Annotated in this window: 15 protein-coding genes; 7 read left to right on the top strand and 8 right to left on the bottom strand. The window is 57.6% G+C overall.

All coding sequences use genetic code 11. The annotated features are described in order from the left end of the window. Positions 1 to 52: 52 nt before the first annotated feature. The 6 genes from rpmB to ald all read left to right on the top strand — a co-directional run bounded on the left by rpmB (position 53) and on the right by ald (position 4845). On the top strand, positions 53 to 289 hold the full coding sequence (gene rpmB, locus KF947_RS14260) for a 50S ribosomal protein L28 (protein WP_022520205.1): 237 nt from the start codon (positions 53 to 55) through the stop codon (positions 287 to 289). A 68-nt stretch (positions 290 to 357) separates the two neighbouring features. Beyond that, positions 358 to 513 (top strand): 50S ribosomal protein L33, encoded by a 156-nt coding sequence (gene rpmG, locus KF947_RS14265; RefSeq protein ID WP_022520204.1) that lies wholly within the window; start codon positions 358 to 360, stop codon positions 511 to 513. Positions 514 to 670: 157 nt separating this feature from the next. After that, positions 671 to 1513 (top strand): bifunctional DNA-formamidopyrimidine glycosylase/DNA-(apurinic or apyrimidinic site) lyase, encoded by an 843-nt coding sequence (gene mutM / locus KF947_RS14270; protein ID WP_133730972.1) that lies wholly within the window; start codon positions 671 to 673, stop codon positions 1511 to 1513. A gap of 349 nt (positions 1514 to 1862) precedes the next feature. Next, positions 1863 to 3053 carry a class I SAM-dependent rRNA methyltransferase gene (locus tag KF947_RS14275; RefSeq protein WP_227404243.1) on the top strand — a complete coding sequence of 397 codons (1191 nt, stop codon included), beginning with the start codon at positions 1863 to 1865 and terminating at the stop codon, positions 3051 to 3053. Positions 3054 to 3117: 64 nt separating this feature from the next. After that, entirely contained in the window at positions 3118 to 3552 is a 435-nt protein-coding gene (locus tag KF947_RS14280) for an acyl-CoA thioesterase (RefSeq protein WP_133730970.1), read from the top strand. 174 nt (positions 3553 to 3726) lie between these two features. Next, positions 3727 to 4845, top strand: a complete 1119-nt coding sequence (gene ald / locus KF947_RS14285; RefSeq protein ID WP_227404244.1) for an alanine dehydrogenase — start codon at positions 3727 to 3729, stop codon at positions 4843 to 4845. A gap of 60 nt (positions 4846 to 4905) precedes the next feature. Here ald and KF947_RS14290 read toward each other — a convergent pair whose 3' ends face one another. After that, a complete protein-coding gene (locus tag KF947_RS14290; RefSeq protein WP_133730968.1) occupies positions 4906 to 5154 on the bottom strand; it encodes a SlyX family protein in 249 nt (82 codons plus the stop codon). A 112-nt stretch (positions 5155 to 5266) separates the two neighbouring features. Between KF947_RS14290 and KF947_RS22190 the strand changes: the two genes are divergently transcribed. After that, a complete protein-coding gene (locus KF947_RS22190; protein ID WP_133730967.1) occupies positions 5267 to 5812 on the top strand; it encodes a cold-shock protein in 546 nt (181 codons plus the stop codon). 79 nt (positions 5813 to 5891) lie between these two features. On the opposite strand, the gene KF947_RS14300 is transcribed toward KF947_RS22190, so the two are convergent. The 7 genes from KF947_RS14300 to map all read right to left on the bottom strand — a co-directional run bounded on the left by KF947_RS14300 (position 5892) and on the right by map (position 13911). Beyond that, positions 5892 to 6281, bottom strand: coding sequence for a hypothetical protein (locus KF947_RS14300; RefSeq protein ID WP_133730966.1), 390 nt, complete (start codon positions 6279 to 6281; stop codon positions 5892 to 5894). Beyond that, positions 6278 to 7450 (bottom strand): succinyl-diaminopimelate desuccinylase, encoded by a 1173-nt coding sequence (gene dapE, locus KF947_RS14305; protein WP_133730965.1) that lies wholly within the window; start codon positions 7448 to 7450, stop codon positions 6278 to 6280. The genes KF947_RS14300 and dapE overlap by 4 nt, the downstream gene beginning before the upstream one ends. After that, the gene (gene dapD, locus KF947_RS14310; RefSeq protein WP_227404245.1) at positions 7437 to 8462 is read right to left on the bottom strand and encodes a 2,3,4,5-tetrahydropyridine-2,6-dicarboxylate N-succinyltransferase; all 1026 of its coding nucleotides are present in this window, start codon (positions 8460 to 8462) and stop codon (positions 7437 to 7439) included. The genes dapE and dapD overlap by 14 nt, the downstream gene beginning before the upstream one ends. A 119-nt stretch (positions 8463 to 8581) precedes the next feature. Further along, the gene (locus KF947_RS14315; RefSeq protein WP_227404246.1) at positions 8582 to 8923 is read right to left on the bottom strand and encodes a Spx/MgsR family RNA polymerase-binding regulatory protein; all 342 of its coding nucleotides are present in this window, start codon (positions 8921 to 8923) and stop codon (positions 8582 to 8584) included. 35 nt (positions 8924 to 8958) lie between these two features. Beyond that, positions 8959 to 10155 (bottom strand): succinyldiaminopimelate transaminase, encoded by a 1197-nt coding sequence (gene dapC, locus KF947_RS14320; protein WP_133730962.1) that lies wholly within the window; start codon positions 10153 to 10155, stop codon positions 8959 to 8961. A gap of 289 nt (positions 10156 to 10444) precedes the next feature. Next, complete coding sequence (locus KF947_RS14325) at positions 10445 to 13120, bottom strand: [protein-PII] uridylyltransferase (RefSeq protein WP_133730961.1); 2676 nt, start codon at positions 13118 to 13120, stop codon at positions 10445 to 10447. Next, positions 13120 to 13911 (bottom strand): type I methionyl aminopeptidase, encoded by a 792-nt coding sequence (gene map / locus KF947_RS14330; protein WP_133730960.1) that lies wholly within the window; start codon positions 13909 to 13911, stop codon positions 13120 to 13122. The genes KF947_RS14325 and map overlap by 1 nt, the downstream gene beginning before the upstream one ends.

Consider the following 13911-nt stretch of genomic DNA (forward strand, 5'->3'; position numbering starts at 1 on the left):
CAGTTTTGAACACTCAGGTTATTATATCCTGGCCAAGCAGTTGGAGGCTCTAATGTCCAAAGTATGTCAGGTTACCGGCAAGCGTCCGGTAACTGGAAATAACGTTTCACACTCCCAGCGTAAGACACGTCGTCGTTTCTTGCCGAACCTGCACACCCATCGTTTTTGGGTTGAGTCTGAGAACCGCTTCGTCAAGCTGCGCGTTTCCACTAAAGGAATGCGCATCATCGACAAGAAAGGTATCGACACAGTTTTGGTTGCTATTCGTAAGCGTGGCGACGCTATCTAAGCCAGCTTTATTATACAAAGCCCTTTGGGCCAGGTATTTTGGGCCAAGCATTTTGGGAGAGTTAAACCATGCGCGATAAAATCAAGTTGGTGTCCAGTGCCGGTACAGGCCACTTCTACACCACTGATAAGAACAAGCGAAACACTCCGGATAAATTCGAGTTCAAGAAATTCGATCCGGTCATCCGTAAGCACGTGATCTACAAGGAAGCCAAGATCAAGTAATCGCTTTTGCGATGTTGATCAGCTTCCACTGCAGGCGAGCGCCTGTTCAAAAACCCGGCCTCAAGCCGGGTTTTTGCATGCATGTCTTTCGTGTATCGCATGCTTCGCTAAACCACCTTCATTAGGCTGTCACTACAGGCAGGTACGATATCTAAATATGCCCGAACTTCCTGAAGTTGAAACCACCCGGCGCGGGATTGCTCCCTATATTGAAGGTCAGGAAGTCACCGAAGTGCTGGTTCGTCAGCCGCGGCTGCGTGTGCCCGTGCCCGATGATCTGGCCGAGCGGCTGGTCGGTGCGCGCATTGGAGTGTTGATGCGGCGGGCAAAATACCTGCAGATTCCTATCCAGGTGGGTGGCGCGCTTGAAGGAGACGCTAGCGCGACGCTGCTATGGCATTTGGGTATGTCGGGCAGTCTGCGGATTGCCCGGGTGGGGGACTTGCCTAAAAAGCATGACCACGTGGACGTCGTGACTGCCAGCGGCTACGTGCTGCGCTATCATGATCCCCGTCGGTTTGGCTTTGTGGATTGGCAGGCCACAGACGCAGCGCAGGATAAGCGGCTTGCTCACTTGGGCCCGGAGCCCCTGTCTGATGCGTTTAACGGCAAATGGCTCTACACGCTTTCGCGTAACAAGCGCGTGGCGGTAAAGCCGTTTCTGATGGATAACCAAGTGGTGGTTGGTGCTGGCAATATCTATGCGGCTGAAGCGCTCTTTATGGCCGGTATTGATCCGCGCCGTGCGGCGGGAAGAGTTTCCCGTGCTCGCTATGACGCCTTGGCCCTGGCCGTGAAAGAAGTGCTGGCGGCGGCAATTACCCAGGGCGGCACCACGCTGCGGGATTTTGTCAGTGGCCAGGGGGAGCCCGGCTACTTTGCCCAGCGCCTTAATGTTTATGGTCGCCACGGTCAGCCTTGTTTGCGCTGTGGCGCTGAGCTTAGGCGCATTACGCTTGGCCAGCGTGCTAGTGTGTTCTGCCCCGGCTGTCAGCGCTAATGCCTACCTATCAGTGCTACTGTTTTATTGTAACTGTTCAGCTCATGCTGGCAGCCTAAAGGGTCGCGAGCTAAAGCTGCTTCCCACAACACCCTATAGCCAGCACTAAGCCAGAAGCTATTTGTGGGAGGGCGATTTATCGTTGGTTCGACACGTCGACGAAGGGTGCCGAAGGCACCCCTTGGTGTCTTCCGGCTGGAAGCTTGGAGGGTCGCGAGCTAAAGCTGCCTCCCACGGGGGCAGCTATCTATGCCTGATGAAACAGCAGGTTGGCGAGTACAGCCTGAAACCTACTGAATAGTTACGTTTTATTTAAGTATTGCTTTGCTTACGTTTTTTGGAGATTGCTGTGACCCAACGCCTGCGACTGAATAAAAATGCCGACCGCCGCCTGAAAGCGGGCCATCTTTGGATCTACTCCAATGAGGTGGATATCAAAGAGACGCCGCTGAAAAACTTTGCGGCAGGCGAAACCGCACTGGTAGAAGCCTCCAATGGCAAAGTGATGGCCGTCGCTTATGTGAATCCCCATTCGTTAATTGCTGCCCGGATAATGTCTCGTGACCCCGAGATGCGCTTGGATCGTTCGCTGTTTGTACACCGCTTTAATCAAGCGTTGGCACTGCGTCAGCGCCTGTATGCGCAGCCGTTCTACCGCTTGGTTCACGGCGAAGGTGACCTGCTGCCAGGCTTGGTGATCGATCGCTTTGGTGATGTCCTCGTCGTGCAGCTCAATACCGCGGGTATGCAGGCGCTGGCGGATGAGATTGTCGATGCGCTGGAAAAAGTCATCAAACCCGAGGTGATCGTCTTCCGTAACGATACAGGCGGCCGTCGTCAGGAAGGTCTTGAGGCCCATGTTGACGTCATCAAAGGCACGCTGCCTGACGAAGTGGTGCTCGAAGAGAACGGTGCCCGCTTTGTGGTGCCGGTGCTGAACGGTCAAAAGACCGGCTGGTTTTTTGATCACCGGGTTAATCGCGAATGGATCAATCGCAATGTGGAAGGTAAGCGCGTGCTGGACGTATTCAGCTACGTAGGTGGTTGGGGCGTGCAGGCGGCCGTTCATGGTGCGAAAGAGGTGCTGTGCCTGGACTCTTCAGGCCCGGCGCTGGATCAAGTCGCCCGCAACGCCGAGCTGAACGGCGTGCAGGAGAAGGTAGCTGTCAGTGAGGGAGATGCGTTTGAAGCGTTAGCGGCGTTGAAGGCAGACGGTGAGGAGTTTGACGTGGTCATTCTTGACCCGCCGGCGTTTATCAAAAAGCGCAAGGACATTCCCAACGGTGAGCGCGCCTACGCCCGCTTGAACCGCGAGGCCATGCGCCTGCTGGGTCGCGATGGTCTGCTGTTGTCTGCGTCCTGCTCCATGCACCTGGCGCCCGAGCGTTTAATGGACGTCGTGCGTGGGGCGGTTCGCCATCAGGATCGTCACGGGCAGGTGATTTTCCAAGGTCACCAAGGGCCTGATCACCCGGTGCATCCGGCTATTCCCGAAACGTCTTACCTGAAGGCGCTGGGTGTGCGTGTGTTCCGCGACTAGTTCAGGCGGCTAGGAGTAAGCGAAGCCCGAGTACAGGGGAGTCAAGGTACACAGGAGTTAGCCGATGGAGTGGGCGCTGCCCGATCCTTTTGTGATCGATATTCGCGTGGCCGATGAGGCAATCGATGCTTATCAGCACGTCAACAACAGTGAATACCTGCGCTGGGTTGAGCAGATTAGCTGGGCTCACTCGGTCGCGCTCGGCCTCTCTATCGAGCGTTACCGAGAGCTTGACCGGGCCATGGTGGTTCACCGCCACGAGCTGGATTACCTCGCGCCTGCCTTTGCAGGTGATGAGCTACAGCTGGCTACCTGGATTGTCGATTGTGACGAGCGCTTCAGTCTCACGCGCCGTTTTCAGCTGGTGCGTGTCAACGATGCGAAAACACTGCTATACGCCCGTACACGCTTTGCCTGCGTGGCGCTTTCAACGGGGCGGCCCAAACGGCTGCCTGAGGAGTATCGACGTATCTACGGCAACGCAGTTATTGTGGAGTGACTAAGAAAGAAGTGGATTTTTTCGTGTAGAACCGGCAATCGCTAGATTTTTCTCCTAAAAAACGCCTTAACCGGCGTTTTTTTTGTTTTGTGTTCCTGGGGTGGTGATCAACGTTAGCTGTGCTGTAATTTGCTTAACAACATGACTCACCTTTAAAAGCACAGGAAAAATCCAATGAAAATTGCCGTCCCCAAAGAGATCAAAAATCACGAGTATCGCGTGGCCTTAACCCCTACCGGCGCGCGGGAATTAGCCGGGCGCGGCCATCAGGTGAGCGTTCAGGCCGGTGCTGGAGAAGGTGCAGGCTTTAGCGATGCTGATTTTCAAGCCGCCGGCGCACAAATAGAAGCGGATGTGGACGCTTTGTGGCGCAACGCTGAGCTGATTCTCAAGGTGAAAGAGCCGCAGCCGGACGAAGTGGCGCGACTCACCCCACAGCATACGCTGTTCACCTATCTGCACCTGGCCGCTGAAGAGCCCCTTACCCGTGGACTGATGGAGAGCGGTGCCACCTGTATTGCCTATGAAACCATTACCGATACCCGCGGTGGCCTGCCGCTGCTGGCGCCAATGAGCACCGTAGCGGGTCGCATGGCAGTGCAGGCGGGGGCCCATAGCCTGGAGAAGGCCCAGGGCGGTGCGGGCGTGCTGCTGCCCGGTGTGCCGGGCGTGGCGCCAGGTAAGGTAACCGTGATCGGGGGTGGCGTGGTAGGCGAAAACGCTGCGCGCATGGCGTTAGGGTTAGGCGCGGAGGTTACCATTCTGGATAAGTCGTTAGCGCGGCTTGAAGTACTCGATGATCGTTATCAGGGCCGCATCAAAACGGTTTACTCCACCGCAGACGCACTGGAAACGGCCACCCGTGAGTCTGACATGATCATTGGTGCGGTGCTGGTGCCCGGCGCCGCTGCACCAAAACTAATCACTCGCAGTATGCTGGCCGATATGAAGCCCGGCAGCGTGCTGGTCGATGTTGCGATCGATCAGGGTGGCTGTTTTGAAACCAGCAAGCCCACCACTCATGCCGAGCCGACCTATATCGTCGATGGGGTGGTGCACTACTGCGTGGCCAATATGCCCGGCGCGGTAGCACGTACCTCCACCCAGGGGCTGACCAACGCCACGCTGCCCTTTGTACTCGCCCTGGCAGATAAGGGCTGGCAGCAGGCGCTGCGTGACGACCCGCACTTCCTGCCGGGCCTTAACGTGCACGCGGGGCAAGTCACCTACCAGGCCGTAGCGGATGCCTTTGGGCTGGAAAGTATTGACCCTGCGAGCGTTGTTGGCCGCTAAGCTGTTGAGCGCTAGCTGCCGGCGGCTAATTAATTAGTCGCATCCGGGGCTGGCGTTAGCTCAGTAGTGGGGCGGAAGTTCATCCTCGGGGCGCTGGTCGCCCTGGGGTTCGCTTGCCTGGAGTGCCTGGTGCTGCTCACGCAGGCGTTCGCGCATTAGCCCGCTGAGCTGCTCCAGTTTCTCCAGACGGCGCTCCTGTTGTACCACCGCTTGATCCAGGGTATCCAGCCAGTGCTCTTGGTGGGCTATGCGACTCTCTAAAGATTCAAGACGTTGAGCCAGGTCAACAGGCGATAATTCGTGGGTCATGATAACATTGCAGCCTTATGTAGTAGTATGCCGGTGCTATTGGGAATGGGCCTGATAGTGCGGGTATTGTCCTTCGTCTGTTACCCATACAACAAGAGAGCTTTTTTTTTCTATGAACCCAAAAGTTGTGTTTCGCTGTTTCTTAATCAGTGTATTACTTGCCGCCCCCACGCCACTTTTGCTGGCGGGGATTGTTCATTTAACCGATAGTGCCCTCGCCGAGCTGTGGATGGCCGAGCTGGCAATCAGTGGAGTTAGCGGTGTCTATATTGCCGTTGCGATAGGTAGTTTTATTGTTCTGTGTATTGGCACATTAGCGTCTGCCGCTTTTGCGCCCTCAATCGTGGTGGCGTCCGATGCTGTGGTTCGTCCCAAGCCAGCACCGCGCCAACCCCAAGCGGCCGCCCCTATGGAGGATGATGAAGAGGAAGACATCATTGATCCTAACGATGGCCGCGAAGAGGGTGAAGTGAAGTGGTTCAATACCAACAAAGGCTACGGTTTTATTACCCGCGATAATGGCGAAGATGTGTTTGTACACTTCCGTGCCATTCGTGGTCGTGGCCCGCGTATGCTGGCAGAAGGCCAAATCGTGCGTTATCACGTGATTAAAAATGAGCGTGGTTTGCAGGCCGACGATGTCAGTATTATTGAGTGAGCCTTACGGCTGGCTAAATTGAAAGTTGGTTAGCAAACGACCCCGCCTTGGCGGGGTCGTTTACGTTTAAAGAGCTCGATTAACGCCCTGAGTCGGGCCACTCTATTGCCCCTTCTTTGCCACCGGGCAGCACTTGCCAGAAACGGTCAGGATCATCGCCGGGGTGCCAGCCGCCCAGTGAACAACGTATTTCGGTTTGCAGCGCTTCTGCGGCCTGCTGGGCACACTCCTGGTCGGTCATCCACGGCGTGTGGTTGCTATCAAACCATAGGCTGGCAAAGCCATCAGCGGCTTTGTCTACCAGCAATACCGGCACGCAGTCGCCCTGGTATTGGCCGCGGGTTTTCCATTGGCCTTTGCCTGCAGGACTCAGCGGTGGCGCTATTAGTGTGTTTTTCAACCACTCATTGAGTGCATCAAGCGACACGCTGGCCAGGTAAATCTCTATATCGGGGTAACGCTCCATCATAGGTTTACCTCGCCGGAGGAGAGCAGCGCTTGCAGCGTCGCTTCGTAAATCCGGCTTAAGTCGTCCAGATCGCTGGCGCGAACGCGCTCATTGACCTTGTGGATGGTGTCGTTGAGCGGGCCTAGCTCTACCACTTGAGCGCCAAGGGTGGCGATAAAGCGGCCATCCGAGGTGCCGCCGCTGGTAGAGAGCGCCGGGCGCTCGCCGGTCACCGCTTCAACGCCTTTAATGGCGGCGTCAACCAGCGCGCCTTCCGCGGTTAAAAACGGCTCGCCGTTGAGCGTCCAGTCTATCTGATATTCCAATCCATGCTGGTCGAGAATGGTTTCCGTGCGCGCTTTGAGCTCATCAGAGGTCACCTCGGTGGAGAAGCGAAAGTTAAACACCACTTCCACATCGCCAGGGATCACGTTGGTGGCCCCGGTGCCTGCGCGCAGATTGGAAATCTGAAAACTGGTGGCGGGGAAAAAGTCGTTGCCCGCGTCCCAATGTTCGTTGACTAGCGCATCCAGCGCTGGCATGGCCTGGTGAATGGGGTTGCGCGCTAAATGCGGATAGGCCACGTGACCCTGCACGCCTTTAATGTGCAGCGTGGCGCCCAGTGAGCCGCGGCGCCCGTTTTTTATCACATCGCCCAGTCGTGTGGTCGAGGATGGTTCGCCGACAATGCAGTAGTCGAGGCGTTCATTACGCTCGCGCAGGTGCTCGACCACCGCGCGAGTGCCGTCGACTGCCGGGCCCTCTTCATCGGAGGTGATCAGAAAAGCAATACGGCCATCGTGATCCGGGTGGTGGGTCACAAAGCGCTCAACGGCGGTCAGCATTGAGGCCAGGCTGCCTTTCATATCAGCCGCGCCGCGCCCGCACAGCATGCCCTCGTCATCAATGCAGGGCTCGAACGGTGGGTACTGCCAGTTGGTGTAGGGGCCGCTGGGCACCACGTCGGTATGGCCCGCGAAAGCCACCACCGGGCCGTGATGGCCGCGCACCGCCCAGAAATTCTTTACGTCGCCAAACGGTAACCGCTCAATATGAAAACCGAGCGCTGCTAAGCGCTCGATCATGAGTTCCTGGCAGCCCTCGTCATCCGGTGTTACCGAGGCTCGGCTGAGCAGCTCAAAGGCGAGCGTGAGCGTCGGCGACAGTCCTTCAGGCTTAGTTGTGGGCATGCAGTGCCTCGTTCAGGGCGATAGCACTTTTATTGGTCAAGCACTCAATGCGGCCATTCTGGGAGTTGCGGCGCCACAGCTGGTCGTCTTGTCCGGCCAGCTCGCGGGCGGCAACGGTGCTCACTTCCTGGCCCTGATCATCCAGTAAGGTCACTTTGGAACCAGCGGTGATGTACAGACCAGCTTCTACCGTGCAGCGGTCACCCAGCGGAATGCCAATGCCCGCATTAGCACCGATCAGGCAGCCTTCCCCGACCTTAATGACGATATTGCCACCACCTGAGAGAGTACCCATGGTGGAGCAGCCGCCGCCCAAGTCGGAGCCTTTGCCGACCATTACGCCGGCTGAGATGCGACCTTCGATCATGCCGGGGCCTTCGGCGCCTGCGTTGAAGTTGACGAAGCCTTCGTGCATGACAGTCGTGCCTTCGCCCAGATAAGCGCCGAGGCGTACGCGGGCGGTGTCTGCAATGCGGATGCCGGTAGGCACCACGTAGTCAGTCATTTTGGGGAATTTATCCACACAGTCGACAGACAGCGCGCGGCCCGCCATACGCGCCTTCAGGCGGCGTGTAGGCAGCTCTTCAATGTCGATGGCGCCTTCGTTGGTCCAGGCAATATTGCGCAGCAGGCCAAACATGCCGGTAAGATCGAGACCATGAGGTTTGACCAATCGGTGGGACAGCAGGTGGAGCTTTAAATACACCTCTGGCGCGGTTTGTGGCGCTTCGTCGCTCTCCAGGAACATCGCGACCAGCGGGCGCTGGCTGGCAGAGAGCGCTTCGGCAAGCTCTGCCTGGGCTGAGTGCCCCGCGGCTTCTAACGCTTTAGCCAAGCGTGTGCAGTCTTCGGGCAAAAAGCTGATGGCGGCGTTGCCTTGGGGGGCGTCCAGAGCCTGTTTAGCGGCTTCCACCAGGCTGGCTGGTGGGTTGAGCAGCGGCGCCGGATAGTAGATTTCCAGCCAGTCGCCCTGGGTGTTTTGAGTGCCGATTCCAAGCGCAAAGCTCAGCATAAGAAGTTGTCCTGTAGTGATAAGTAGTGAAGAGGAGTGGGTAAAGCCAAGGTACCTAGGTGCTAAAGTACTTAGTTGCTCATGTATCTAGCTGCTTAAGCGCTTGGCCACTTGAGTACTTAGCCGAGCTGGTCGTAATCGCCCTCGCTGTAGCCGACCAAGATAGTGGAGTCGTCTACTTCCAGCAGCGGCCGCTTCAGCAGCGTGGGGTATTTCATCATTAGTTGGCGAGCCGAGTTGGCGTCGTAATCTTTTTCCTCATCGGAAAGTTCGCGCCAGGTTTTGCTGCGTTTATTAATGACTTCCACAAGCGGTACACGATGTAAAATGTGTTCTAGTAGCGCCGCAGAGAGACCATCTTTGCGCAGATCGTGGGTTTTATACAGCAGCGCTTTTTCATCCAACGCTTTACGCGCTTTGCGGCAGGTATCGCAGTTATCGATGATATACAGCGTCAGCATACGACCTCCTGAGAATGTTGAACCAGAAAATGTTGTTAACCGCGCTCGACGAGATGGCGAATTCGTTGGGCGGCTTCAAGGGTGGGCGCTAATTCAGCCACCAGCGCTAGGCGCAAACGTCCTGCGCCGGGGTTAACGCCATTTTCACCCGTGCGTCCCATTAGGCTGCCGGGCAGTACGCTAACGTGCTGCTCGGCAAACAGCCTCTGAGTAAAGGCAATATCGTCACCACCGGGCACCGCAGGCCATAGGTAAAAGCTAGCTTGTGGCGCGGGAAAATCCATGATCGGGGCGAGCACCTCCGTGACCGCGCTAAATTTTTCGCGGTAGGCGTCGCGGTTGGCGCGCACGTGCTGCTCATCCTGCCATGCGGCGATGGAGGCGTGCTGAAGCGGTAGCGACATAGCACAGCCGTGGTAAGTGCGGTAACGCTTAAACGGGGTGAGCAGTGCCGCATCCCCCGCCACAAAGCCCGAGCGCAGGCCCGGCAGGTTGGAGCGCTTGGAGAGCGAGTGAAAGACCACGCAGCGCCGGTAATCATCACGACCCAGCTCGGCACAAGCTTGCAGCAGCCCAGGCGGTGGGGCTGTTTCGTCGAGGTAGAGCTCCGAGTAGCACTCGTCCGAGGCGATAATAAAGTCGTGTGCGTCGGCGAGGGCAATCAGCTGCTTAAATTCATCAAGGGGCGTGACCGCACCGGTGGGGTTGCCCGGCGAGCAGATAAAGACGATTTGCACATCGCGCCACGTAGCGGCAGGCACGGCGCTAACGTCGGGCCGAAAATTATTCTCAGCGGTACAGTCTAAATAGAGCGGCTCGCCGCCTGCCAGCAGCGTCGCACCTTCGTAGATTTGATAAAACGGATTGGGCACCGCGACTTTCGCCGGGCGGCTGCGATCCAGCGCCGCCTGTACAAAGGCAAAAATGGCTTCCCGAGTGCCGTTAACGGGCACCACGTGGCGTTCGCTGTCGAGTTCGCGCAGTTGAAAGCGTTGGCTTGCCCAGCTGGCGATGGTTTGTCGGAGCGCTGGCAGGCCATTGGTCGCAGGATAACGGGCCATTTCCAGTTGGTGCGCCACCAGCGCTTCAAGCGCCGCTGGGTAGGGCGCGTGCTGGGGTTCGCCAATGGTCAGCGGGATATGCGCCAGGTTGGCTGGAGGCGTTAGGTCGGCTTTCAGCGCAGCCAGCTTTTCAAACGGGTAGGGATGCAGGGCGTCGAGGTCGGCGTTCATGATGTGTCCGTTGATGGCTGGCGGCGTAAACCGTCGATTATAGGCAAGCCCAGGTGCAGGCTCAAACCTAACCGGGCGATCAGAGTTCTCGAGCAGGCTTGTCGGTGCCGAGGGCAGGTTTCCGCGAGGGCGCTGTGATCCCGTCCGTGGGCGCTACTTTCGACATCTGACCGCCATGGATGGCGGAAATGCCGGAATTGTCGGGAACAATTTCCGGCCATGTCGAAAGACCCTCGCTCCAACCTGCCCTTGGCACCTAGTTACCTGCACTCTTAAACGCAGTTGTTTCTTAAACCCCCAATACCTCAATCAGACGTTCGCGCAGCTGCTGCTGGCGCTCGGGGTCGGTCAGCGGTTCGCCTGCTTTGGTGGTAATGAAAAAGACGTCTTCTACCCGTTCACCGAGGGTGGCGATTTTTGCCGCGGACAGCGAGATGTCCTGCTCCATAAAGATACGTCCCACCCGGGCCAGCAGGCCGGGACGGTCGGGAGCCGTTAGCTCTAGCAGCGTGCGCTCATTGGCCGGATCCTGCTCAATTAGCACCTCCGTGGGCACCTTGAAGTGCTTGAGCTGGCGCGGCGTGTGGCGGGTGACGATGTCCGGATAGTCGTCCGGGTCATCAAGCTCTTCCACCAGATGTTGGCGCATCTCTTCGATGTGGCTTGGGTCACGAATGGGCTGGCCATGGTTGTCGAGCACGATAAAGGTATTCAGCGTCCAATCGTTGTGGGAGGTCGCAATGCGCGCATCGTGAATCGAGAGCCCCAACTGCTCCATGGCAGCGGCGGTAGCCGCGAAAAGGTCATCCACCGAGCGGGTATGGATAAACACTTTGGTGCCACCTTCGGACATGTCCGCAGTCGGTGCGCTGATCAACACCAGCGGCAGCGGTGACTGGTTGTGATTGAGAATGCCCTGGGTCTGCCAAACGATTTCGCTGGGCGCGTACTGCAGGAAGTAGTCTTCCCCTAGCGATTCCCAAAGATGATCGATTTGCTCACGATTAACGCCGATGGTCTGCAGCAAAGAGCGTGCTTCGGTGCGCGTTTCCCGCACCCAGTCGTCGCGGTCGGGCGGATTGTTCAGGCCGCGGCGCAGGGCGCGCTTGGTTTCAGCGTGTAGTTGGCGCAGCAGCGATGCCCGCCAGCCGTTCCACAGCGTGGGGTTGGTGGCATTAATGTCGGCCACGGTGAGCACGTAAAGGTAGTCCAGCCGCGTTTCGTTACGCACGATCAGGGCAAAATCACGAATCACATCGGGGTCGCTGATGTCGCGCTTTTGCGCGGTCATCGACATCAATAGATGGTGCTCAACCAGCCAACTGACCAGATTAGTGTCGTGGGGCGAGACGTGGTGGCGCTGGCAAAAATGCTCAACGTCCCGGGCGCCGATTTCCGAGTGGTCGCCGCCGCGGCCCTTGCCAATGTCGTGAAACAGCCCAGCAATCCATAACAGGTCGAGTTTGGGCAACTGCTGCATCAAGGCCACTGCCACAGGAAAGTCACCTTTCGCTTCCGGTTTGCGGAAATTGTGCAGAAATTTGAGCAGCAGCAGGGTGTGAGCATCGACCGTGTAGATGTGAAACAGGTCGTGCTGCATCAGCCCTATGGCGCGGCCAAATTCAGGCAGGTATTTGCCCAGAATGCCGTAACGGTTCATGCGCCGCAGCTGGCGGGGCACGTTGCCGGGGGCGCGCATAATGGCCATAAATAGTCGCTGATGGCGCGGATCTTCCCGGTAGTGGTCGTCGATCTGGTGGCGATGATCGCGAATTAACCGGATAGTGTCTGCCCGCACTCCTTCGATTTCGGGGTGCTTGGCCATCAACAGGAATAGCTCTAGCATCGCCGCAGGGCGCTCGCGGAAAAGCGTCCGCGAGCGCACCTGGATATAGCCGCCTTTGGTCTCAAAACGCTCGTTGAGTTTGACGGTTTCCAGCGCCTCTTTGCCGCGCAGGATGACCTCGTCAAAGTGCTGCAGCAGCATATCGTTAAGTCCTGCCAGCGCGGTGACGTGCCGGTAGTAGCGCTTCATAAACTGCTCAACCGCCAGACGTTCCGGCGTATCGCGGAAGCCAAACATTTCGGCGATGGTGCGCTGGTGGTCAAACAGCAGGCGGTCTTCGGCGCGGTCGGTAATCATATGCAGGGCATAGCGCACCTGCCACAAGAACGCCTGCCCCTGGCTTAAAATGCGCAGTTCGGCATCATTCATAAAGCCGTTGGCGACGATGTCGGTGTACTGCTCGGTACCGAAGTGGCGCTTGGCCACCCAGCCGATCATCTGGATATCCCGTAGTCCGCCAGGGGAGCTTTTGAGGTTCGGTTCTAAGTGGTACTCGGAGTTGTTGTAGCGGTAGTGGCGCGAAATCTGCTCCTGCCACTTGGCTTCAAAAAAGCGATCCGCGGGCCAAATGTGTTCGGCGCTGAGGCGTTCACGCATCGCTTCGCGCAGGCTTTCTGGCCCCGCAATCAGGCGAGATTCGAGCAGGTTGGTGATCACCGTGACATCCGCTTCGGCTTCCCGCTCACAGTCGCTAAGTGAGCGAACGCTGTGACCAATTTCCAGGCCAATATCCCACAAGAAGGTGATAAAGGCGGTCAGCGGTTCGCGATAGGCGGTGTCGTCGTCCTGCTCCAGCAGTAGCAGCAGATCGATATCCGAATGGGGGTGTAGCTCACCACGGCCATAGCCGCCGACCGCCACCAGCGCAATGCCATCATCGGGCCACTCATGCTGCGCCCAGGCAATCGCCAGTAGCTGATCCAGGTACCAGGCGCGGCCGCGCACAAGGTCGCGGATGTCCGCACCGGCGCGGAACTGGTCGTCCAGGCGCGCCTGTAGCTCGCGCAGCGCGGCCTTGAAGGGCGCTACCGGCGAACGTGAGCCGGCAAGCTCGGTACGGAAAAGATCCAGGTCGAAAAGCGTGGTGTCCGGCTCAAACCGGTGGTGGTGTAATAGCATCAGTTGGTTAGAAAACTGAAGTCTTCATCGCCACGCGCGGTCAGTACTTCTACACCGCCCTCGGTCACTAGCAGCGTATGTTCCCACTGCGCTGAAAGGCTGCGATCTTTGGTGACGGCGGTCCAGCCATCGCGTAGCACCTTGGTTTTATACCCGCCAACGTTAATCATCGGCTCGATGGTAAAGCACATGCCTGCGGCGAGCTTAATGTCGGCATCCGGTGCGTAGCCGTCGTAGTGTAAAAACTGCGGCTCTTCGTGGAATTCGGCGCCGATGCCGTGGCCGCAGAAGTCCCGAACGACGGAGTAGCCGTTGCTTTCGGCATGTTTTTGAATCACGCGGGCAAGCTCTGAGAGGCGCACGCCAGGCTTCACCAGCTCGATACTTTTATACAGGCACTCCTGAGTAATGCGGCACAGCCTTTCGCCCTGGATGGTCTCACCCACAACGAACATTACGCTGGAGTCGCCGTGGTAGCCGTCGGTGGTCTTAACGGTGATATCCAGGTTCATGATGTCGCCATTTTTGAGCTTCTTGGCGTCGTCGGGGATGCCGTGGCACACCACATGGTTGATCGACGTGCAGGTCGCTTTGGGAAAACCATGGTAGTTCAGCGGTGCAGGGGTCGAGCCCAGCTCGTTAACAATATACTCATGACAGAGACGGTCAATTTCCCCCGTGCTAATGCCTGCCTGGATATGGGGGGTGATCATTTCAATCACGCTAGCCGCTTGGCGCCCGGCTTCGCGCATGTGTTCGATTTCAGAAGGCGTCTTGATAGGAACGTTCAT

It is taken from the genome of Halomonas sp. FeN2 (assembly GCF_020595105.1).
GTDB classification, from domain to species: domain Bacteria; phylum Pseudomonadota; class Gammaproteobacteria; order Pseudomonadales; family Halomonadaceae; genus Vreelandella; species Vreelandella neptunia.

Bases quoted from the DNA above. Each gene is read 5' to 3' on its own strand.
- KF947_RS22190 (WP_133730967.1), top strand. From the start codon at position 5,267: ATGAACCCAAAAGTTGTGTTTCGCTGTTTCTTAATCAGTGTATTACTT.
- rpmB (WP_022520205.1), top strand. From the start codon at position 53: ATGTCCAAAGTATGTCAGGTTACCGGCAAGCGTCCGGTAACTGGAAAT.
- KF947_RS14300 (WP_133730966.1), bottom strand. From the start codon at position 6,281: ATGATGGAGCGTTACCCCGATATAGAGATTTACCTGGCCAGCGTGTCG.
- mutM (WP_133730972.1), top strand. From the start codon at position 671: ATGCCCGAACTTCCTGAAGTTGAAACCACCCGGCGCGGGATTGCTCCC.
- KF947_RS14315 (WP_227404246.1), bottom strand. From the start codon at position 8,923: ATGCTGACGCTGTATATCATCGATAACTGCGATACCTGCCGCAAAGCG.
- dapC (WP_133730962.1), bottom strand. From the start codon at position 10,155: ATGAACGCCGACCTCGACGCCCTGCATCCCTACCCGTTTGAAAAGCTG.
- map (WP_133730960.1), bottom strand. From the start codon at position 13,911: ATGAACGTTCCTATCAAGACGCCTTCTGAAATCGAACACATGCGCGAA.
- dapE (WP_133730965.1), bottom strand. From the start codon at position 7,450: ATGCCCACAACTAAGCCTGAAGGACTGTCGCCGACGCTCACGCTCGCC.
- KF947_RS14290 (WP_133730968.1), bottom strand. From the start codon at position 5,154: ATGACCCACGAATTATCGCCTGTTGACCTGGCTCAACGTCTTGAATCT.
- ald (WP_227404244.1), top strand. From the start codon at position 3,727: ATGAAAATTGCCGTCCCCAAAGAGATCAAAAATCACGAGTATCGCGTG.
- KF947_RS14325 (WP_133730961.1), bottom strand. From the start codon at position 13,120: ATGCTATTACACCACCACCGGTTTGAGCCGGACACCACGCTTTTCGAC.
- dapD (WP_227404245.1), bottom strand. From the start codon at position 8,462: ATGCTGAGCTTTGCGCTTGGAATCGGCACTCAAAACACCCAGGGCGAC.
- rpmG (WP_022520204.1), top strand. From the start codon at position 358: ATGCGCGATAAAATCAAGTTGGTGTCCAGTGCCGGTACAGGCCACTTC.
- KF947_RS14280 (WP_133730970.1), top strand. From the start codon at position 3,118: ATGGAGTGGGCGCTGCCCGATCCTTTTGTGATCGATATTCGCGTGGCC.